The organism is Roseobacter phycocola (genome assembly GCF_042055075.2).
In the GTDB taxonomy this organism is placed as follows: Bacteria; Pseudomonadota; Alphaproteobacteria; order Rhodobacterales; family Rhodobacteraceae; genus Roseobacter.
The window spans coordinates 3,481,084-3,501,323 of record NZ_CP194010.1 but is presented as its reverse complement, the minus strand read 5'-3'; the positions used below and the strand labels follow the sequence as shown (position 1 = coordinate 3,501,323).

Sequence of the window (20,240 nt, the reverse complement as noted above, 5' to 3'; positions counted from 1 at the left end):
GAGCCACAGAGAAAGAATTCAATCCGAGCGGGTGCGGGGTTCTGCCGATGTTGTGATGTCACAGCGGATCCGCTCGAGGTGTTCGCGCAGCATCGGCACCCGTTTTGGCCGGAAACTGTTGTCTGTCCGAACAAACCGGCTGATCCGGTCCAGGCGGAATGTCCGGAAGTCCTGGCGCAGATGACACCACGCCATCAGCACATTGCTGCGGTCGAGGTACACAAACCCCAGCGGGTCCACCAGCCTTTCGGTTTCAGCGCCCTGCGCATCGGTGTAGGTAAGCACCACACTGACCTCATCCCAGGTGGCTTCGCGCAGCTTCGAGACATCCACATGAATGTCCGGGCGGGGCGCGTAGCGGTGCGCATCCAACACCGCGTGCTGCAGACGATGTGCCTGTCGGGGCGGCACGCGCGCCCGGATTTTTGCGAGAGCTGAGTTTGCGGCCTGGGCCAGCGCCGGGTCGGCAATCACAGCAACATCACGCAGCCCCAGGACCAGAGCCTCAAGCTCGTCATCCTCGAACCCAAGCGGCGGCAGAGCGGCATCTTCGATCAGGGTGTAACCGAACCCGGCCTCTCCATCGATGACCGCACCAATGCCTCGCAGTGCCTCTATATCGCGATAGATGGTCCGCAGCGACATGCCCATCTCATCAGACAGGCGGTTTGCCGTCACGGGGGGCGGCAACCGGCGCAGCGTCTGCATCATCTGAAAAAGTCTGTGTGTTCTGCTCATGGTCTCACCATATCACAAGTACTGCCAGAAACTGTCAGGACGGTTTCCTATTCTGGATACCCCCGAAACAAGGAAATCCCGTCATGATTGCACTGCTGACCTACCCCGCCGCCTTTGGCCAGTTTTCTTCCAGCCCCTTCTGTACCAAAGCCGCATGGCTGCTGAACCTGTCAGGACAGACGTGGCGCCGTGAAGATACACTGGACCCCCGTATGATGCCCTTTGCCAAACTCCCGGTGATCCGCGTCGAAGACCGGCTGATACCCGACAGTGACGGGATCAGGACACACCTTGAAGCGGGTGGCGCCGATTTTGATCACGGCCTGTCTGACGATGACAAAGCAGTGTCGCGGGCATTCATCCGGATGGCCGAAGAACATATGTACTTTCACCTGGTTCTCGATCGCTGGGCAAATGACGATGTCTGGCCGGTTGTGCGGGAAACCTATTTTGCCGGTGTACCGGGGCTGATCCGTGGTCTGGTGACAAGGCAGCTGCGTGCAAAAGTCCTCGCGGGTATGAACACCCAGGGCCTTGGCCGGCTGAACGAAGCCCAGCGTCTGGCCAGAATAGAGCCTGATATTGCCGCTATCACGAACCGGGTCAGGCACCGGGAGTTCCTGTTCGGGGACCGGCCAACGTCTGCAGACGCGTCCGTCGCCCCCGTGCTCAGTGCAATCCGGGCAACACCCGGCATGACGCTGCTGAAACGTTATGTCGAGGACAACGGCATCCTGATGGGCTACCTGGACCGGACACAGCGGACGATGGGCTAGCGCCTTGTGCGCTTCACCTTTCGTTTCGTTTTGGAGGCCTTTTTTCTGGCCTTCACACTGCGGCGCCGGGGAGACCGGCCCGCAGGCGACTGCCGCCCGCGAGGAATTGCCGCGCCATCCAGAGACAGCAGCTCAAGCGCAATACCGCCCGTGACCGGTGTCGCCTCTGCAAGGCGCACGGTCACCCGCTGTCCGATGCTGATGATAATCCCGGTGTCCGAACCCATGAGCGTTCCGGCGTCCCGGTCAAAATGAAAATATTCACGCCCGATGGAGCGCATCGGCACCAGCCCGTCCGCCCCGGTCTCATCCAGTTTCACGAAAACACCGAACCGGGCAATGCCACTGATCCTGCCCGTGAATTCATTGCCCACGCGTTCCGACAGAAACGCTGCAAGGTACCGGTCGGTTGTGTCGCGCTCGGCAACCATCGACCGCCGTTCTGTATCGGAGATATGCGTGCCGGTCTCTTCGAGCCCTTCATAGTCTTCGGGGCGCAGGCCGTCCTTGCCCCAGCCGTGTGCCGCAATCAGGGCGCGGTGCACGACCAGATCGGCATATCGCCGGATGGGTGAGGTGAAATGCGCATAGTGGCGCAGGGCGAGGCCGAAATGGCCAAGGTTTTGCGGTGCATAATAGGCCTGCGTCATAGAACGCAGCGTGGACAGGTTGATGAGCTCCGCCTCATCTGTGCCCGCCGCGTCATTCAGCAGCCTGTTCAGATGCGCTGTTTTCAGCACCTGCCCTTTGGCAAGGTTGAACCCGCTGGCCTGGGCTGTCTCCCGCAACGCTTCGAGTTTTTCGGGGCTGGGTTCTTCGTGCACGCGGAAAAGCAAAGGCACACGCTTTTCGATCAGTGTTTCAGCCGCCGCCACATTGGCTAGCACCATGAACTCTTCGATCAGGCGATGCGCGTCCAGCCGGTCTTTGAAGGCCACCGAAGTGACCGTACCATCGTCATCCAGAACAATCCGGCGCTCCGGCAGATCGAGATCGAGGGGCTGACGCCTTTTCCGCGCTGCGACCAGCGCGTCATACGCTGCATAAAGTGGCCGCAAAACAGTCTCTGTTAAGGGACCTGTGCGGTCATTCGGGCGCCCGTCAACCGCATCCTGCACTTCTTCATAGTGAAGGGAGGCAGGTGACCGCATCAGGCCACGGTGAAAACTGTGGCTGAGTTTGTTACCCTCTGCATCCAGCTGCATCCGCACGGCGATACAGGCGCGCGGCACCCCTTCATGTAGTGAGCACAGATCGCCGGACAGATGATCCGGCAGCATCGGGACCACCCGATCGGGAAAATACGTCGAATTGCCCCGTTTGCGGGCTTCACGGTCAAGGGCGGACGCGGGCGTCACGTAAGCGGCCACATCCGCAATAGCGACCCAAACGATATGCCCGCCCTTGTTCTGCGGATCATCATCGGCGTGCGCATAGCAGGCATCGTCATGGTCCCGCGCGTCAGACGGGTCGATGGTAATCAGCGGCAGATCACGCAGATCCTCGCGCCCACTCAGACCCAGCGGCTCCGCTTTATCGGCCTCTGCCACCACTTCATCCGGGAAACTGTCGGGGATACCGTGTTCATGAATAGCGATGAGTGAAACGGCTTTTGGTACTGAAGGATCGCCCAGGCGCTCGACAACACGCGCCCGGGGCCGGCCCATGCGCCCGGCCGGTCCTGCCTGTTCCGCTTCCACCAGCTCGCCGTCTTTCGCGCCATGCGTTGCATCACCGGCAACCCGCCATTCGCTGTCGGACCCTTTGTCGATGGGAACGATGCGCCCGCCATCCGATGTGGTGCGGAAAACACCGAGGATTCGCTTCGGATTAGAGCCTATTCTCCGGATCATCCGCGCTTCGTAGTGATGCGCTTCGCCCTTGATCAGGGTCAGCCGCGCAAGAATACGATCCCCCGCTCCCAGCGCGGGATCTGATGCCCGCGGAATGATCAGCACGACGGGTTCGACCCCCTCGCCCTGCCATTCCATCGGCTTGGCAAAAAGGTCGCCGTCATTGTCCGGCCCGGTTACCTGCAGAACGGCGACCGGCGGCAGGCGTTCGGGATCCTGATAGCTCCGCTTGCGTTTTTCCAGGTGTCCTTCGGCCTCCAGTTCCTTCAGAACGCGCTTGAGATCGATCCGGTCAGCACCCTTGATGCCAAAGGCCTTGGCAATATCACGTTTCGCCGTCAGCGCAGGATTGGCAGTGATCCAGTCGAGTATTTCAGATTTGGAGGGGATTTTGGACATGCACCTCAGGTAACACGCGCGCTCCGGCGCGTCATGCGCAAATCCCCTGCGGTGTCCACATCGGCAAGACTGTCAACGAATGCTGTGCGCAAACCAGGCAAAGTCTCCAGCGTATCCGCCAGCGCATGTTCCGTTGACCAGCGCACCAGGTGAAACAGTGCCGGCGGCGCGGGACGCCGCCGCGCGAGACCGATGAGCCAGTACCCACCATCCGGCGCAGGCCCGAAAACAGCTTCATTCCGACCAAGTTCGGCGAATGCCCGGGCGACCCGGGTCCGGTTGATCCCGGGAATATCCGCACCGATTACACAGACCGGGCCGGGACCCGGCAGAGCAAGCGCGCGGGCCATCCGGTCTCCCAGGTTGCCTCTGCCCTGCGGTATGCGCGCCAGATCGCTTGGCCAGACCCTGCTGCGCAACCCTTCGACATCAGGGGCAACGGCCAGAACAAGGTCCCAGCGCGGGTCCCGCAGCCGTCTCAGCAGGGAGCCCGTCTGGTGACGGAACCACCACGCGGCTGTCGTCATTCCGATATCCCGACCGAGGCGGGTTTTCACACGCCCCGGCCGAGGTTCCTTGACCATGACGACAAGGCGCTGCCTCACGCAAAATAGTCCCGCAGAATGCGCTCATAGATCGATGTGAGCTGGCGGATGTGATCGACCTGCACGTGTTCGTCTACCTGATGCATCGACTGGCCGACCAGTCCGAACTCTACCACCGGGCAGTGGTTTTTGACGAACCGCGCGTCCGAGGTTCCGCCGCTTGTGGACAGCACCGGCGTCACGCCGGTTTCGTCCTGCACAGCAGCGGCCACCAGATCAGAAAGCGGTCCTGGCGGGGTCAGAAAACTCTCGCCGGATATTTTGATCCGCAAATCCATCTGAACGCCGAATTCAGTCTCTGTTCTGGCAATTTCTTCTCTGATCCAATCGGTCAGCGATGCACCTGAGTGCAGATCATTGAACCGGATGTTCACCGCAGCACTGCAGGTTTCCGGGATCACATTGGTTGCCGGATTGCCCGTGTCGACGGTGACCACAGCCAGCGTCGACGCGTCGAAATGGTCCGTGCCCTGATCCAGTTCATGGCTGGCCAGCCGGTCCATCAGCCGCATCATCGCAGGCAGCGGGTTCAGTGCCCGGTGCGGATAAGCGGAATGCCCCTGCCGGCCCGTGACCGTGATCCAGGCCGTCATCGACCCGCGGCGCCCGATCTTCATCATCTCTCCCATGACAGAGGGGCAGGTCGGCTCGCCCACAAGACAGACGGACATCTGCTCGCCCGACGCCTCCATGTGATCCAGCAATGCGGTTGTTCCGTCTGTAGCATCCCCTTCTTCGTCGCCTGTAATGGCCAGAATGACCGCGCCATCCGGCGGCGTTTCAGTCACAAACCGGATCGCTGCAGCCGCAAATGCCGCCACACCAGATTTCATATCTGTTGTTCCACGCCCGTACATAACGCCATCGCAGATTTCAGCTGCAAAAGGCGGAGAGGACCATGATGCCTCGTCCCCCACAGGCACCACATCCGTATGACCGTTGAAGCCGAAAGTGCGCGCATGACCTTTTTCGCCCCAACGGGCAAAGAGGTTCGCAATACCTGCCCGGTCGGCACGGGTGCAGTCGAACCCGGCCGCTTCCAGCCTGGACTGCAGGACATCGAGCGCACCCTCATCAGCGGGCGTGACAGAGGCACAGCGGACAAGATCAGCGGTCAGGGCAACGGGATCAGGCAGGGACATAGAATTCTCCGGAGTATTTATGGTACTCAGGGCTAAAAGCTCTGTAGCACAAGCGCAATGCCCCGTATTGCGCTCCGCATATCATGACACAGCAACAGACCCATACGCGTTGCGTGATTACTCCCGGGCAGGAGCGTCATCGTAGAAGGGTTCCATCTGGGCAATGATCACAGCGTTCTCGTCGAGCGCGCGCTGCATGAGCTGCCGTTCGTCCTCGCTGATTTCATGACCTGCCGCTTCGCGCTCTGCCAGCGTTCCATATCCGGTGACATCCAGTGGCGCCGTTTCTGCCTGTTTCAGCACGGCAACGGTTTCGCGCACCGCCTCCGCTTCATCGACGCCGCTGGAGAAAACAACGAGACCAGCGCCCGTAGCTTTGTCCGGAAGGCCATCACCTTCTTTGCGGCCAATCTGCACGATCAGGGTATAGACCTGCTGGCGGGAGGGTTTTTTTGCTGAAGCCATACACCGTTGTTAGTGTTTGGCGAATGGCACCACAACGGCTTTTTCCATCAGCTCTTCGGGCGGCCAGCCACCGTAAGGCTGCCAGTCAAAGAACATCTCATGCAGATGCCGTACACCGGCAACAATAGGCACCCTGAATTCCGGCCGCAGCCGGAGGTACCTGTCAGCCTGCTCCTGCCAGCGGAACGCCATTTTTTCCTGGGCGTCGCGGGTCTCGATCGCATCCAGCAATATCAATGCTGTGCAACCGGCATATCCAGGGTGCTCCGGATCGAGTGAGGCTTTTTCGACCACCTCGCCCGGGAACCAGTCGCCGAATTCCGACAGAACACAACTGCCCGCCAGACAATTATCAAGCGCCCGGCGATGTACCCCAACCGTTTCGGCCTCTGCCACCGAACAGACCCTGTCCCTGATCTCATCCGTCATCGAACAGGCAATCCGGCGCAGCAACCGCTGCAGGTCTTCGGCGTCGTAGGTCATGAGATCCCTGGCAGGCACCCGCTGTTCAGGTGTGGCGCGATGCACACCCTGCAACCGCCAGAACCCGTTCATCAGCGTTGCGCGAACAGGCGACGGACCTTCAAGATATTTCTCGCGCAGGCGTTTCCAGTTCGCGGACAGGTCGTCTGTACCGGCCCCGCCCTGCAGACGATCTGCAATCAGCAGCGCTGTCGCCGTCATAAATGGTCCGGTGCCCCGTCCGGGCGATGCCGCAAAAGCCATCAGATCGGCGTGGATCAGCTTTGCATCCGCCGGGCGCATGACGCACCTCTGATCGAAAATGATCTTCCGCAGAACAGGTTTCAGCCCTGGCTTCATCAGCGCTGACAACTCACCAAATCCCGTCGATGCAATGGAGCGCAGATCCGCAGTCACCTGCAGCACCGGAAAAGATAACTGATGAGAACTCTGACGCATGAGACCGGCCTAAAGAAGCATCCTGGCCGGAATAGTTCATGCTCCCGGCGATTACCGGGAAATCCTGGGGCAGCTTTGCCCCAGGTCTTAACGGTTGTTTACCTCAGTCGCGCAGCAGCTCGTTGATCGAGGTCTTCGAGCGCGTCTGCGCGTCCACTTTTTTGACGATCACCGCGCAATAGAGGTTCACACCGTTTTTCGACGGCATGGAGCCTGCCACCACAACGGAGCCCGCCGGCACTTCGCCATAGGTGAACTCACCTGTCTCACGGTCGACAATCTTGGTGGACTTGCCAATGAACACACCCATGCCCAGCACGGAGCCTTCGCGCACGATGCAGCCTTCGACCACTTCGGACCGCGCGCCGATAAAGCAGTTATCTTCAATAATTGTCGGGCCCGCCTGCATCGGTTCCAGCACGCCACCAATGCCGACGCCGCCGGAGAGGTGCACGTTCTTGCCGATCTGCGCACAGGAGCCGACGGTGGCCCAGGTATCGACCATGGTGCCTTCGTCCACATAAGCACCAAGGTTCACAAACGATGGCATCAGCACAACGCCCGGCGCGATAAAGGCCGATTTGCGGACCACACAATTCGGCACCGCGCGGAAACCGGCCGCTTTCCACTGGTCATCGCCCCATCCAGCGAACTTGCTGTCGACCTTGTCCCACCAGCCGGAACCCTGCGGGCCACCGGACTGCATTTCCATGTCCTTGATCCGGAACCCCAGCAAAACGGCCTTTTTCGCCCACTGGTTCACGTGCCAGTCGCCGCTGTCCTGCTTTTCGGCGACGCGCAGCGTGCCACTGTCCAGAGCGGCGAGCGTGTCTTCGATCGCGTCACGGGTCTCACCGGTCGTGGCAGGCGTGATGGTATCGCGGGCCTCCCAGGCGGCTTCGATCGCGGCTTCAAGCTGTGCGTTGGACATGGGCGGTCTCCGTTTTATGAAAATTTCAGGTTGTCGGGCCTATACAAGGCCACAACCGCCTGTGCAATCGTTCGCGAAAAGCACAGGCCTGTGAAGAATGATCCCGGACCATTGCATCCCACGCGCTGACATGCGCCCCTGTGACATACCGGAATTTCGGAGAACACTATGACGGAACGACGCCACAAACATCCGCTGCGGGACGCGCACACTGACCGCGACGCGGCCCTGACGGTACCGGACACCCCACAGACCCGCGCCCCAGCCTACCGGCTGGCTTTTACGGACCAGGATTTCATGTGCCGCGAGGAACTCCGGCCCGTGCGGTTGCAGCTGGAACTGCTGAAGCCGGAAATGCTGCTGGACGAACATAACATCACCAGCACCATCGTGCTCTTTGGTGGCGCGCGTATCCCCCGCCCGGTGGACAAGGACAAAGCGCGCACGAAAACGCTGGCTGAGCTGTCGCATTTTTATGATGAGGCACGGGAATTTGCGCGTCTGATGACACTGCAAAGCCTTGAAAGCGAAGGTCGGGAAAATGTTGTGGTCACCGGTGGTGGCCCCGGCGTGATGGAGGCCGGAAACCGCGGTGCACAGGATGCGGGCGGCCATTCCATCGGGCTCAATATCGTCCTTCCGCACGAGCAGGCACCCAATGAATTTGTCACACCAGAGCTGTGTTTCAACTTTCACTACTTCGCCATCCGCAAGATGCATTTCCTGATGCGGGCGCGGGCGATCTGTGTCTTCCCCGGCGGGTTCGGCACAATGGACGAGCTTTTTGAAACACTCACCCTGATCCAGACCGGGCGGATGCAGCGTGTGCCGGTTCTGCTGTTCGGCAGGGCATTCTGGGAGAAAATCCTCAACTGGGAAGCGCTTGCGGATGCGGGCACGATCTCGGACGAGGATCTCGATCTCTTCCGCTTTGTCGAAAGTGCCGCCGAAGCGATGGATCTGATCGAAACATGGGAAGACGCTCCCGCACGCGACAGCCTGCCAGGCAGGAACTGATCCTTATCAGGTGCAGGCCAGCGGGCCTGCGTCGCGTTCAAGGCCGATCAGCTTTTTGAGGTCCGGCGGGCTGATGGCACCCACCACCAGCGTGCGGCCGATGACTGTGCCCGGCGTTCCGGGAATCCCAAGCTGGCCGCCGAGGGCCAGGCTGGTGCTGAGCTTGCGGTTCACCCGGCCGCTGTCAAACTCACGGCGCAGCATGTCCGGCAGCAGATCAATTGCCTCGGCCATCCGGCCCAGCGCCGCAGGACCGGGGCGCAGGTTGTGGTGCCACAGATACGCCCGCGCAGCATCACCCCTGCCCAGGAATTCCGCAGCAATCACCGCTTTGGCAGCGCGGTATGAACCCTGACCCAGCAGCGGCATCTCGTGCCAGATCAGACGGATCGGCGCGCCGCCATCCCGCAAAGCAATCAGCCGGGCGTCCAGGGTTTTGCAGTAGGGACAGTTAAAGTCGCTGAAGATGGCCACAGGCACCCGATCCGCTGTCCATCTGCCCGGCCCGAACAGCGCCTGACACGGATTGCCGGGTGGTCCCGGATCCGGGTTCGACGGTTCAGGCAGGCGACTCTCAAGGCCGATCAACGCAACGTTGACCGAAGAAACGGCACCACCCCGCACCCGTCTGAAGCCATCGAAACCAGGCAATGGTGTGAATTCCATCTGTGATGGCAACCGGCGCAGCACAGGCGGCACCGCAATGGCTGCTGCCATCAGCCCACCGATAACCAGCAGATCACGCCGGCGCATCAGCTTTCAGCCAGACCCGCTTCGGCTTCAATCTGGCGGCGTGATTTGCGCGCGCGTTCGGTCGCCGATTTCAGCTGGCCACATGCTGCCATGATGTCCTCGCCCCGTGGCGTGCGGATCGGTGACGCATAGCCTGCCTGGTAGACAATATTGGCAAAGGCCCGGATGCGGTTGTTGGACGACCGCCTGTAGGGTGCGCCCGGCCATTCGTTGAATGGAATAAGGTTGATCTTGGCCGGAATGCCGTCGATCAGTTCGACAAGCCGGTGCGCATCTGCATCGCTGTCATTCACGCCATCCAGCATCACATATTCAAAGGTGATCCGCTCGGAATTCCGCCCGCGCGGGTAGGCGCGCAGCGCCGCCAGCAGCGTTTCAATGTTCCAGCGTTTATTGATCGGCACCAGCCTGTCGCGCACCTCGTCCGTGGTCGCGTGAAAACTCACCGCCAGCTGGCAGCCAATCTCATCTGCGGTGCGCTCGATTTCGGGCACAACACCCGACGTGGACAGGGTGATCCGGCGGCGCGAGAGCTGGATCCCTTCTTCGTCCATGGCGATCTTCATCGCATCCCGCACATTCTCGAAATTATAGAGCGGCTCGCCCATGCCCATCAGAACGATGTTGCTGAGCAGACGCACCTCGTTCTTTGGCGCGCCGATTTCCGGCCATTCGCCCAGATCATCGCGGGCCACCAGCACCTGACCGATGATCTCGCCCGCTGTGAGGTTCCGCACCAGTTTCTGTGTGCCGGTATGACAGAACGAACAGGTCAGGGTGCAGCCAACCTGGCTGGAGATACACAGCGTGCCGCGCCCTTCCTCAGGGATATAAACGACCTCGACTTCGTGCCCCCCCGCGATCCGCACGAGGTACTTGCGGGTGCCGTCATCGCTGACCTGCCGGGTCACGACTTCCGGCACCTCAATGACAAATTTCTCTTTCAGGTCAGCGCGGTACGTTTTGGCAAGGTTGGTCATCGCGTCAAAATCGCGGACCCCCCACTGATAAATCCACTGCCAGATCTGGCCGACCCGCATTTTCGCCTGCTTTTCGGGTGTGCCTGCCGCAATCAGTGCTGCGCGCATCGCGTCGCGGGTCAGTCCGACAAGATTGACCGGCCCGTCCGGCAGCTTGCGCGGAATGGTGTGTACGTCCTGCGTGATCGGCGCTGTGGCTGACATCTGAGTTTTCCCGGTTTGCGTGGATGCGCCTCTATATAGGGATTCCGGCACAATTCAAAAGGAAAAGCCCGCAGACACGTTAACGTGTCGCGGGCCCGATACGCAGGTCATCACTGCGGGTCAGTTGCAGCGTTTTTCCGCATCCTCAACCGCCGCCGTAAAGCCCAGCAATGAGAACGTGTCCTTTGTTGTTGTACCGCGGCTGGAAATACCCGTCACAACCGCGTTTGCCCCACGCTTCATGGCACTGACCAGCTTGGCGTCGTCTGATGGGGTGGTTGGCCACGCCCATTCGCCTTCGGTGAACATAATGAACTCCGTACCACCGATGTTCACACTGACCTGGCTGTCCTCACGGAACGGATAGCCACCGGTGAAGGATACCTGCCCGGCCACATTCGCGCCCGGCTGGTAGGAAACCATCAGCAGGATCTGCCCCCGGGTGGCCGCAACAACGCGCCCGTCACGTGTATTCACGGTTTCGGTCGGAACCGAAACACCCCAGCATTCCTTGGGATTGTCTTCGACAAACACGTTCCAGTCTGTCTTGGTCGCTACACGGTTACTGCTCTGCTCCTGCGCTGTCGCACCGGATGCAAGCATCGCAAGGGATGCAGCAAAACCAAAAATAGCAAATGAATTCCGCATGTTTACAGCCTCCAGCCGTATCTGACCTCAAGTTTTTCGGATCCGGCGGCGTCGATTTTTATGAAACGCTCTCTTGCCAGTCCGGTTGTTCTTCCCGACAAGGACCACAATAGCGCGAATTGCACAGCGCCTGAAAGGCCGATCAGCAGCTTTTCGCTGGAAAGTGAAGGAAAAAATGGCACAACCTGTGGTGATGACAGAAATCTGGCGCGGCGACTTTCTGGAAAGCGTCCATACAGGCCATGCGGTGGTCTGTGATGAGGCCGGTGAAATCGTCGCCGCCTGGGGTGATCCGGACCGCACTGTGCTGTCCCGCAGTTCGTCCAAAATGATCCAGGCGCTGCCACTGATCAACTCCGGTGCCGCTGATCAGGCCGGGCTGACAAGCGAGCACCTGGCGCTGGCCTGCGCCTCGCACAATGGCGCGGCCATTCACACCGAACGAGTGACGCAATGGCTGCAGGCTCTTGGGCTGGATGATGATGCGCTGCGTTGCGGGCCGCAGGAACCTCAGGACCAGGCCGCACGGAACGGTCTGATCTGTGCAGGCGAATCGCCCTGTCAGCACCACAACAATTGCTCGGGCAAGCATACAGGGTTTCTGACCCTGAACCGGCATCTCGGGGGCGGCGCAGAATACATCGACGCGGACCATCCGGTGCAGAAGGCGGTTCTGGAATCCTTTGAGCGGGTCACGGACGAGACGTCGCCCGGATATGGCATTGACGGATGCTCTGCGCCCAACTTCGCTGGCAGCCTGCATGGCATGGCGCGTGCAATGGCGCATTTCGCTGCCAGCCCGGACGGCAGCGCCGAGGCCCGCCTGCGTGAGGCGATGTGCCTGCATCCTGAACTCGTTGCCGGTGAAGGCCGCGCCTGTACCGGTCTGATGCGCGCCATGAACGGCAGGGTTGCCCTCAAAACCGGTGCCGAAGGATTTTTTACCGCGATCATCCCGGAGAAAAAAATGGGCGTTGCCCTGAAAATCAGTGACGGCACCACCCGTGCTTCAGAATGTGCCATTGCCGCAATTCTGGTAAAACTTGGTGTGTTAGAGCCTGATCATCCGGAAACACTGCGGTATATGAATGCCCCGATCACCAACCGGGCAGGTCGTCAGACCGGCTGGATCAGACCGGCACAGGAGCTGCACTGATTACATCTCGATGACTTCGGCTACCTCGACCGAGCCGGACCCGTCTGCAACCATCGGACAGCCCTTGGCCATGGCCACGGCATCCTCGACGGTTTCCGCGGATACCACCGTGTAACCGGACAACGGATTTGCGCCGCCGTGATCGTCGACCCCCTCAGCCGATACGGTTTTCGACATGCCGACGGGATTCCCCGGAATCACAACGGCTTCTCCCATCCCCATGAACCAGGACTGCCAGGCCGCCATGGCCTTTTCGCCCTCTTCTTTTGTCTCGGGTATCGTACCGCCGTGATAGGCAAAAACGTACTGTGGCATGCTGTTCCCTCCCTGTTTGGCTGGGCACAGTATAGCACAGATCGCGGCTGCCCGCCTCAGGGGTGGACGAAATCCGCCTGCGCGTAACCCTGAATGTAGAGAAGCGCCGTCAGATCACCGTGGTTGATCCGCACGTCGCACCGGGCGGCAACGCTGGGTTTTGCATGCAGCGCGACACCTGTTCCGGCCAGCCCCAGCATGCCCAGATCATTGGCGCCGTCCCCAACGGCGATCACATCGCCCGGACTGATCCCGAGGCGAGCGGTGATCTCGTTCAGCGCATCGACCTTCGCCTGCTTTCCCAGGATCGGGAGGCCAACCTCGCCGCTCAGCGCCCCGCCATCTGTCATCAGGGTATTTGCGCGGTTCTCATCGAACCCCAGTTCGGCGGCAACGGCGCTGGTAAAGGCCGTAAAACCGCCCGATACCAGTGCTGCTTGTCCGCCGTTCGCCTTCATTGTTGCCAGCAGCGTATGACCACCGGGCATGAATTCGATGCGCTCTGCCAGAACCTTGTCAATGATACTGACGGGCAGCCCTTTGAGCAGCCCGACCCGTTCGCGCAGGGCGTCGTTGAAATCCAGCTCTCCGTTCATAGCGCGGGCCGTGATGTCTTTGACCCGCGCGCCGACACCAGCCTCATCGGCCAGCTCGTCGATGCATTCCTGCCGGATCATCGTGCTGTCCATGTCAGCCAGCAGCATCCGTTTACGGCGATCCGCGGACGGCTGCACCACCAGATCAAGACCAATGCTCTGCAGATCCGCCCAGACGTCCCATTGATTGGACGGAACCTCCGGCATAGTGAACTCAGCCGCAACATCCGGGGCCAGCCAGCGCACGTCACCGCCGCCCCAGGCGTTGCGCAGCGCATCAACCGCGTGGGGGTCCAGCGCGCGGGCATCCGGCGCGCTCATCAGAGTGACTGTGAACATGTCTGAAGTTTCCGATCCGCAACCAGGGTGTCGCAAAAAAGCGTTCGGGCGACGTATTAGACCGCTTTTTGTGATTGCACCAGAGGGGCCCGCCCCTTAAGCCCGTCCGTGGGACACCCTTCCCCAACGAAGGGCGCATATCTGGAAGGATAGCATTGATGGCTACTCAACAACCGGCAGCGCGGCCGGCCAATCCGCGTTTCTCATCCGGCCCCTGTGCCAAACCCCCCGCATATGATCTGAGCAGGTTGGCCTCCGCCCCTCTGGGCCGGTCACACCGTGCTGCCCCCGGCAAGGCTAAGCTTCTTGCCGCGATCGAAACGACCCGCGAAGTGCTGGGCGTTCCGGCAGATTACAAAATTGGCATCGTGCCAGCCTCTGACACAGGCGCGTTCGAGATGGCGATGTGGTCGCTGCTGGGCGAACGCCACGCCGAAATGGTCGCCTGGGAAAGCTTTGGCGCGGGCTGGGTCACCGATGTCGCGAAACAGCTGAAGATAGAGCACACGGTGCACACTGCGGAATATGGCGAAATCGTCGATATGGCCGCACTGAACTATGACAATGATGTCTGTTTCACCTGGAACGGTACCACATCCGGCGTGCGCCTTCCCTCGGGCGATGTGATCCCGGCAGACCGCGCGGGCCTGACGCTTTGCGATGCGACCTCTGCGGCCTTCGCCGTGGACCTGCCCTGGGACAAGCTCGATGTAACGACATTCTCCTGGCAGAAAGTGCTGGGGGGAGAGGCCGCCCACGGGATGCTTATCCTCAGCCCGCGCGCTGTGGCGCGCCTGGAAAGCTATACGCCGCCCTGGCCTTTGCCCAAGATTTTCCGCCTGACAAAGGGCGGTAAACTGATCGACGGTATCTTTACCGGTGCGACGATCAACACACCGTCGATGCTCTGTGTCGAAGACTATCTTCTGGCGCTCGACTGGGCGAAATCTGTAGGCGGACTGCAGGGACTGATCGCCCGGGCTGACGCCAACACAGCAGCCGTTTCCGCCTTTACAGAGACACATGACTGGATTGATTTTCTGGCCAGCGACCAGGCGACCCGCTCGAATACGTCCGTCTGCCTGAAGTTCACCGATGACCGGATTACAGATGGCGCTGCCTTTGCCAAGGCCGTTGCCAAACGGCTGGCGGACGAAAACGTGGCGCTCGACATCGGGGCTTACCGCGACGCACCTCCGGGTCTGCGCATCTGGTGCGGCGGCACCGTAGAGACCTCCGACATCGAGGCGATGCTGCCCTGGCTGGCATGGGCATTCGAGGCCGAGATCGAGGCACTGGCTGTGTCGGCGTAATCCGCCGACACGAAACCGACAAAACACCGACGTTATACCGACATTCAGAATGGAGCCCAAAATGGCCCCCAAAGTACTCATCTCCGACAAACTCTCGGAAGCCGCCGTTCAGATTTTCCGCGACCGTGGCATCGACGTGGATTTCCAGCCCGACGTGGGCAAGGACAAGGAAAAGCTCGCCGCCATCATCGGTGACTATGACGGTCTGGCGATCCGCTCGGCCACCAAGGTCACCCAGAAGATTGTTGATGCCGCCAGCAATCTAAAAGTCATAGGCCGCGCGGGCATCGGCACAGATAACATCGACAAGGATGCTGCCTCGCAGAAGGGCATCATCGTGATGAACACGCCCTTCGGCAACATGATCACAACGGCCGAGCACGCCATCGCGATGATGTTCGCCGTCGCCCGCCAGATTCCCGAGGCTTCCACGTCGACCCATGCGGGCAAGTGGGAGAAATCGAGGTTCATGGGGACAGAGCTGACGGGCAAAACCCTCGGCGTGATCGGTGCCGGCAACATCGGCGGTATCGTCTGCGACCGGGCCCGTGGCCTGAATATGAAGGTGATCGCCTATGATCCCTTCCTCGGTCAGGAAAAGGCCGACGCCATGAAAGTGGAAAAGGTCGAACTGGACGAATTGCTGGCACGCGCTGACTTCATCACGCTGCACGTGCCCTTTACCGAAGCCACAGCCAATATCCTCAGCCGTGAAGCTCTCGCCAAAACCAAAAAGGGTGTGCGGATCATCAACTGCGCACGCGGTGGTCTGGTGGACGAGGAGGCCCTGGCCGAAGCGCTGCAGTCCGGACATGTGGCCGGTGCCGCCTTTGACGTCTTTGCGCAGGAGCCGGCGAACGAAAATCCGCTCTTCAACCTGCCCAATGTCGTCTGCACCCCGCACCTTGGTGCCGCAACGACCGAAGCGCAGGAAAACGTGGCCCTTCAGGTCGCCGAACAGATGTCAGACTATCTGCTGACGGGCGCCGTAACCAACGCGCTCAACATGCCCTCCGTGACTGCCGAAGAGGCCAAGGTCATGGGGCCATGGGCCAACCTCTCCGGCCATCTCGGTGCCTTCATCGGGCAGATGACGGACGAGCCGATCAAAGCCATCAACATTCTCTATGACGGCTCGGTTGCCGAAATGAATCTGCAGGCGCTGAACTGCAGCGTCATTGCGGGCATCATGAAAAAGGTAAACCCGGATGTGAACATGGTTTCGGCCCCCGTCATTGCGCGGGAACGGGGCATTCAGGTCTCGACCACGAACCAGGCCAAGTCGGGTGCGTTTGACGGGTATATCAAAGTCACTGTCGTTACAGCGAAACGCGAACGGTCGGTTGGCGGCACCGTGTTCTCGGATGGCAAGCCGCGGTTTATCCAGATCAAGGGCATCAACATCGATGCCGAGATCGGCGCGCACATGCTTTATACCACCAACGAAGACGTGCCGGGCATCATTGGCGCGCTGGGTCAGACTATGGGTGACAACGGCGTGAACATCGCGAACTTTACCCTTGGCCGTGCCGAAGCGGGCGGCGAGGCAATCGCCCTGCTTTATGTCGATGAACCCGTACCCGCCGAGGCGCGGGCAAAGCTGGCGGAAACCGGTCTCTTTACCCAGATCAAACCGCTGCAGTTCGACGTCGCCTGACCTCAGTTTCTTCAGACATGGAAAGGCGCCTGGTTTACTCCGGGCGCCTTTTCTTTTCCGCGCCGATGCGGCAAGACCCGCACAAGGGAGCACGTTATGACTCAGCCTGTTTACGCCATCGGTGACATTCACGGACAGCTCGAAGACCTGCACCGGGTTCTGGAGCTGATCGAAGCGGATGGCGGCAAGGATGCCGAGATCGTATTTGTCGGTGACTATGTGGACCGCGGACCGGACAGCAAAGGTGTGGTGCAGTTGCTGCTGGATGCACAGACCACGGGCAGACCATGGCATATGATCAAGGGCAATCATGACCGGTACCTGACCAGGTTTCTTGACTACTGTATCGTGCATGATCCTGCGACACGCCCAGATCTCTTCTGGTTCAACCCGCGTCTTGGCGGCGACAAAACACTGGCCTCCTACGGCGTCACTGCGGAAGACGGCGGGCCACTGGTCGAAATTCAGCAGGAAGCGCAGGCCGCTGTGCCACAGGTGCACCGTGATTTTCTGAACGGTCTGCCACTGACACACAGCCACGGAGACCTGCTGTTTGTGCACGCCGGCATCCGGCCCAAAGTGCCGCTTGACCAGCAGGTGGAGGATGACCTGATCTGGATCAGGCAACCTTTTCTGGAATACCGCAGATCGTTCGGGCCGCTCATTGTCCACGGACACACCGCGCTGGATCATCCGGAACACGCGGGCAACAGGGTCAATCTGGACGGGGGCGCAGGCTATTTCCGGCCACTGCATGCGGCTGTGTTTGAAGGCCGCGACTGCTGGCTGCTGTCAGAGAGTGGCCGTGTTCCGCTGCGGCCATAGGGCGACTGCGATCATCGCCCAGGCCAGCAGCCCCTGGCTGTGTGCACTGAGGTTCGCGCGCCACGAGAAGGTCATCAGCTGTGCCAGCAGGTCCGGCCCGGGCGGTGCGCCAATAACCAGCTGACGCGGCAGGTTTTCAAAGAGGAATCCATAGTAGGTGTAGTACACCTGCGGCGACAGCCAGACGAAGAGCACAAACAGCACCACTGCCAGCACCAGACGCAGCCACCATACGCGCCCTTTTGCAGCGCGGCGCGTCACCCATAGCATCAGGACGCACAGCATCGCAGAGAGCAGGGCAAGACCCACCTGCCCCATCTGTGTCAGCGCAAAAAAGCTGTCTTCGGCGTATGTGCTCAGCGGGTCCAGTCGAGCACCACCTTCCCGGACTGGCCAGAGCGCATCGCGGCGAAACCGGCCTCAAAGGCGTCGGCGGAAAACCGGTGCGTGATCACCCGGCTTACATCCAGCCCGTTCTGCAACATCGCTATCATCTTGTACCAGGTTTCGAAAATTTCGCGTCCGTAGACACCTTTGATCGTTATGGCCTTAAAGACAATCTCACTCCAGTCGACCGGGCTTTTCCCGGGTGGAATGCCCAGCATCGCGATGCGGCCGCCCATGGTAATGGCGCCGACCATCTGATCCAGCGCACGCTGGTTTCCCGACATCTCCAGACCCACATCGAAGCCCTGTGTCATCTTTAGATCAGAGACTGTATCAGCCAGATCCTGCTCCGCTACATTGACCGGCACAACATCCGCAACCGTTGCGGCCAGAGCGAGCCGTTCCGCGTTGATGTCGGTGATCACCACATGCCGCGCGCCTGCGTGCCGTGCCACGGCGGCGGCCATAATGCCGATCGGACCCGCGCCGGTGACCAGCACATCCTCGCCAATCAGATCAAAACTCAGCGCAGTGTGGACCGCGTTTCCCAGCGGGTCGAGGATCGCCCCGATGTCATCCGAAATATCGTCCGGCAGGGGCACCACATTGAATGCCGGCAGGCACAGGTATTCGGCAAATGCGCCCTGTTCGTTCACGCCGATCCCGCGTGTTGCCGGATCAAGATGGAATTTCCCCGCGCGGCTCTGCCGTGAGGTCTTGCCGATCAGGTGCCCTTCGCCGGAACAGCGCTGCCCGATCTGCAGGTCGGTCACATCGCGGCCCAGCTCGACGATCTCTCCGGCGAATTCATGACCCGTGATCATCGGAACAGGCACCGTGCCGGCGGCCCAGTCATCCCAGTTCCAGATATGGATGTCTGTGCCGCAGATGCCGGTTTTGTGGATGCGGATCAGCACATCATCCGGTCCGGGTTCAGGCACCGGGGCATGCGTCATCCACAGGCCCTCGCGGGCGTGAAGTTTGCTCAGTGCTTTCATTTCATTTGTCATGTGATCACCCCGCAGGCCCTGCCGGCAATTTCGAATGCCGTCAGTGCCCTGTCCAGTTCGGCCCGTGTCAGAGACGCATTCATCTGCGTCCGGATGCGCGCCTGCCCCCGCGGGACCACCGGAAAAAAGAAACCCGAAACAAAGACACCCTCTTCAAAAAGACGCGCCGCCATGTCCTGCGCCAGCTGCGCCTCTCCAAGCATCACCGGCACAATCGGGTGTTCACCCGGCAGAAGATCAAAACCCAGCCGGGTCAGCCCCGCGCGCCAGTAAGCGGTATTCTCAAACAGACGGGTGCGCAGATCATCACCCGCCTCGACAAGGTCCAGTGCTTTCAGACCCGCAGAAACTATGGATGGCGGCAAAGAGTTGGAAAACAGATAAGGCCGCGCGCGCTGACGCAGCAGGTCAATGACTGGCTGCGGGCCGGCGATATATCCGCCGATGGCCCCGCCCAGCGCCTTGCCCAGGGTGCCGGTGACGATATCCGCGCGGATACCCGCTGCCGCTGGCGTGCCCGCACCTTTGGGACCGATGAAACCGGTGGCATGGCAGTCATCCACCATGATCATTGCATCGTACCGGTCTGCCAGAGCGCGGATGTCTCTCAGCGGTGCCAGCGTTCCGTCCATGCTGAAGACACCGTCAGTTGCGATCAGAATGAACCGCCCACCTTCCTCGCGGGCCAGCTTCAGCTGACCCTCCAGATCGGCCATGTCCGCGTTGGCGTAGCGGTATCTTTTCGCCTTACAGAGCCTGATTCCGTCGATAATGGACGCGTGGTTCAGCGCATCCGAGACCACAGCATCTTCAGGTCCCAGAAGCGGTTCAAAAAGGCCGCCATTGGCATCAAAACACGCCGCGAACAGGATGGAATCATCCTGGCCGAGGTAGTGCGCCAGCCGTTGTTCCAACTGGCGGTGGATGTCTTGTGTACCACAGATGAACCGCACCGACGCCATCCCGAACCCGCGTGGCTGCATGGCTTCGCGTGCCGCGTCGATCAGAGCGGGATGATCTGCAAGACCAAGGTAATTGTTGGCGCACAGGTTGATGACCTCGCGGTCACTCACGGCAATCCGGCCGCCCTGAGGAGAGGTGATCATGCGCTCGCGCTTCATCATGCCATCCGCCTCAATCTGGTCCAGCGTTTCGGTGATGTGATCGATGTAGGCTTGCGTCATATCAGACTCCTTTCGCGGGAGTTCTA

21 protein-coding genes are annotated in these 20,240 nt (G+C 60.5%); 6 read left to right on the top strand and 15 right to left on the bottom strand.

Going from position 1 to position 20,240, the window contains the following annotated elements:
• Window positions 1-18 precede the first annotated feature (18 nt).
• Window positions 19-738 (bottom strand): helix-turn-helix transcriptional regulator, encoded by a 720-nt coding sequence (locus AB4K19_RS17340; protein ID WP_375229513.1) that lies wholly within the window; start codon window positions 736-738, stop codon window positions 19-21.
• 83 nt (window positions 739-821) lie between these two features.
• Here AB4K19_RS17340 and AB4K19_RS17335 point away from each other — a divergent pair, with 83 nt between their 5' ends.
• A complete protein-coding gene (locus AB4K19_RS17335) occupies window positions 822-1,514 on the top strand; it encodes a glutathione S-transferase family protein (protein ID WP_375229512.1) in 693 nt (230 codons plus the stop codon).
• Here AB4K19_RS17335 and rnr read toward each other — a convergent pair.
• The 6 genes from rnr to dapD all read right to left on the bottom strand — a co-directional run bounded on the left by rnr (window position 1,511) and on the right by dapD (window position 7,830).
• Entirely contained in the window at window positions 1,511-3,766 is a 2,256-nt protein-coding gene (gene rnr / locus AB4K19_RS17330) for a ribonuclease R (protein ID WP_436398433.1), read from the bottom strand. The genes AB4K19_RS17335 and rnr overlap by 4 nt on opposite strands.
• Window positions 3,767-3,771: 5 nt before the next feature.
• Window positions 3,772-4,350: a TIGR04282 family arsenosugar biosynthesis glycosyltransferase gene (locus tag AB4K19_RS17325; protein ID WP_375230922.1), complete on the bottom strand. Its 579-nt coding sequence runs from the start codon at window positions 4,348-4,350 to the stop codon at window positions 3,772-3,774.
• A gap of 17 nt (window positions 4,351-4,367) precedes the next feature.
• Window positions 4,368-5,513, bottom strand: coding sequence for a succinyl-diaminopimelate desuccinylase (dapE, locus tag AB4K19_RS17320; RefSeq protein ID WP_375229511.1), 1,146 nt, complete (start codon window positions 5,511-5,513; stop codon window positions 4,368-4,370).
• 117 nt (window positions 5,514-5,630) lie between these two features.
• Complete coding sequence (locus AB4K19_RS17315) at window positions 5,631-5,978, bottom strand: hypothetical protein (protein ID WP_436398431.1); 348 nt, start codon at window positions 5,976-5,978, stop codon at window positions 5,631-5,633.
• Between the two features lie 9 nt (window positions 5,979-5,987).
• Window positions 5,988-6,857: a hypothetical protein gene (locus AB4K19_RS17310; RefSeq protein WP_375229509.1), complete on the bottom strand. Its 870-nt coding sequence runs from the start codon at window positions 6,855-6,857 to the stop codon at window positions 5,988-5,990.
• A gap of 145 nt (window positions 6,858-7,002) precedes the next feature.
• Entirely contained in the window at window positions 7,003-7,830 is an 828-nt protein-coding gene (dapD, locus tag AB4K19_RS17305; RefSeq protein WP_375229508.1) for a 2,3,4,5-tetrahydropyridine-2,6-dicarboxylate N-succinyltransferase, read from the bottom strand.
• Between the two features lie 168 nt (window positions 7,831-7,998).
• On the opposite strand from dapD, the gene AB4K19_RS17300 reads away from it, so the two are divergent.
• Window positions 7,999-8,847, top strand: a complete 849-nt coding sequence (locus AB4K19_RS17300) for a TIGR00730 family Rossman fold protein (protein ID WP_375229507.1) — start codon at window positions 7,999-8,001, stop codon at window positions 8,845-8,847.
• A 6-nt stretch (window positions 8,848-8,853) separates the two neighbouring features.
• On the opposite strand, the gene AB4K19_RS17295 is transcribed toward AB4K19_RS17300, so the two are convergent.
• The 3 genes from AB4K19_RS17295 to AB4K19_RS17285 form a co-directional block, all read right to left on the bottom strand.
• A complete protein-coding gene (locus AB4K19_RS17295; protein WP_375229506.1) occupies window positions 8,854-9,600 on the bottom strand; it encodes a DsbA family protein in 747 nt (248 codons plus the stop codon).
• Window positions 9,600-10,784 (bottom strand): 23S rRNA (adenine(2503)-C(2))-methyltransferase RlmN, encoded by a 1,185-nt coding sequence (rlmN, locus tag AB4K19_RS17290; RefSeq protein ID WP_436398428.1) that lies wholly within the window; start codon window positions 10,782-10,784, stop codon window positions 9,600-9,602. Before rlmN ends, AB4K19_RS17295 begins: the two co-directional genes overlap by 1 nt.
• Window positions 10,785-10,904: 120 nt before the next feature.
• Window positions 10,905-11,432: an invasion associated locus B family protein gene (locus AB4K19_RS17285; protein ID WP_375229505.1), complete on the bottom strand. Its 528-nt coding sequence runs from the start codon at window positions 11,430-11,432 to the stop codon at window positions 10,905-10,907.
• Window positions 11,433-11,607: 175 nt separating this feature from the next.
• Between AB4K19_RS17285 and AB4K19_RS17280 the strand changes: the two genes are divergently transcribed.
• Window positions 11,608-12,588 (top strand): asparaginase, encoded by a 981-nt coding sequence (locus tag AB4K19_RS17280; RefSeq protein WP_375229504.1) that lies wholly within the window; start codon window positions 11,608-11,610, stop codon window positions 12,586-12,588.
• Here the strand turns inward: AB4K19_RS17280 and AB4K19_RS17275 are convergent, their stop codons facing one another.
• Both AB4K19_RS17275 and serB read right to left on the bottom strand, forming a co-directional pair.
• Complete coding sequence (locus tag AB4K19_RS17275; protein WP_375229503.1) at window positions 12,589-12,903, bottom strand: hypothetical protein; 315 nt, start codon at window positions 12,901-12,903, stop codon at window positions 12,589-12,591.
• A 56-nt stretch (window positions 12,904-12,959) separates the two neighbouring features.
• Window positions 12,960-13,838, bottom strand: coding sequence for a phosphoserine phosphatase SerB (gene serB / locus AB4K19_RS17270; protein ID WP_375229502.1), 879 nt, complete (start codon window positions 13,836-13,838; stop codon window positions 12,960-12,962).
• Between the two features lie 158 nt (window positions 13,839-13,996).
• On the opposite strand from serB, the gene AB4K19_RS17265 reads away from it, so the two are divergent.
• From AB4K19_RS17265 to AB4K19_RS17255, 3 genes are all read left to right on the top strand, one after another.
• The gene (locus AB4K19_RS17265) at window positions 13,997-15,151 is read left to right on the top strand and encodes a phosphoserine transaminase (RefSeq protein WP_436398425.1); all 1,155 of its coding nucleotides are present in this window, start codon (window positions 13,997-13,999) and stop codon (window positions 15,149-15,151) included.
• Window positions 15,152-15,212: 61 nt separating this feature from the next.
• Window positions 15,213-16,808, top strand: coding sequence for a phosphoglycerate dehydrogenase (gene serA / locus AB4K19_RS17260; protein ID WP_375229501.1), 1,596 nt, complete (start codon window positions 15,213-15,215; stop codon window positions 16,806-16,808).
• Window positions 16,809-16,904: 96 nt separating this feature from the next.
• Window positions 16,905-17,633 carry a metallophosphoesterase family protein gene (locus AB4K19_RS17255; protein WP_375229500.1) on the top strand — a complete coding sequence of 243 codons (729 nt, stop codon included), beginning with the start codon at window positions 16,905-16,907 and terminating at the stop codon, window positions 17,631-17,633.
• On the opposite strand, the gene AB4K19_RS17250 is transcribed toward AB4K19_RS17255, so the two are convergent.
• The 3 genes from AB4K19_RS17250 to AB4K19_RS17240 are packed head-to-tail and all read right to left on the bottom strand — an operon-like array spanning window position 17,601 to window position 20,214.
• A complete protein-coding gene (locus AB4K19_RS17250) occupies window positions 17,601-17,942 on the bottom strand; it encodes a hypothetical protein (protein ID WP_436398424.1) in 342 nt (113 codons plus the stop codon). The two genes, AB4K19_RS17255 and AB4K19_RS17250, sit on opposite strands and share 33 nt — an antisense overlap.
• 47 nt (window positions 17,943-17,989) lie before the next feature.
• Window positions 17,990-19,030, bottom strand: coding sequence for an L-threonine 3-dehydrogenase (gene tdh, locus AB4K19_RS17245; RefSeq protein WP_375229498.1), 1,041 nt, complete (start codon window positions 19,028-19,030; stop codon window positions 17,990-17,992).
• On the bottom strand, window positions 19,027-20,214 hold the full coding sequence (locus tag AB4K19_RS17240; protein WP_375229497.1) for a glycine C-acetyltransferase: 1,188 nt from the start codon (window positions 20,212-20,214) through the stop codon (window positions 19,027-19,029). Before AB4K19_RS17240 ends, tdh begins: the two co-directional genes overlap by 4 nt.
• Window positions 20,215-20,240 lie beyond the last annotated feature (26 nt).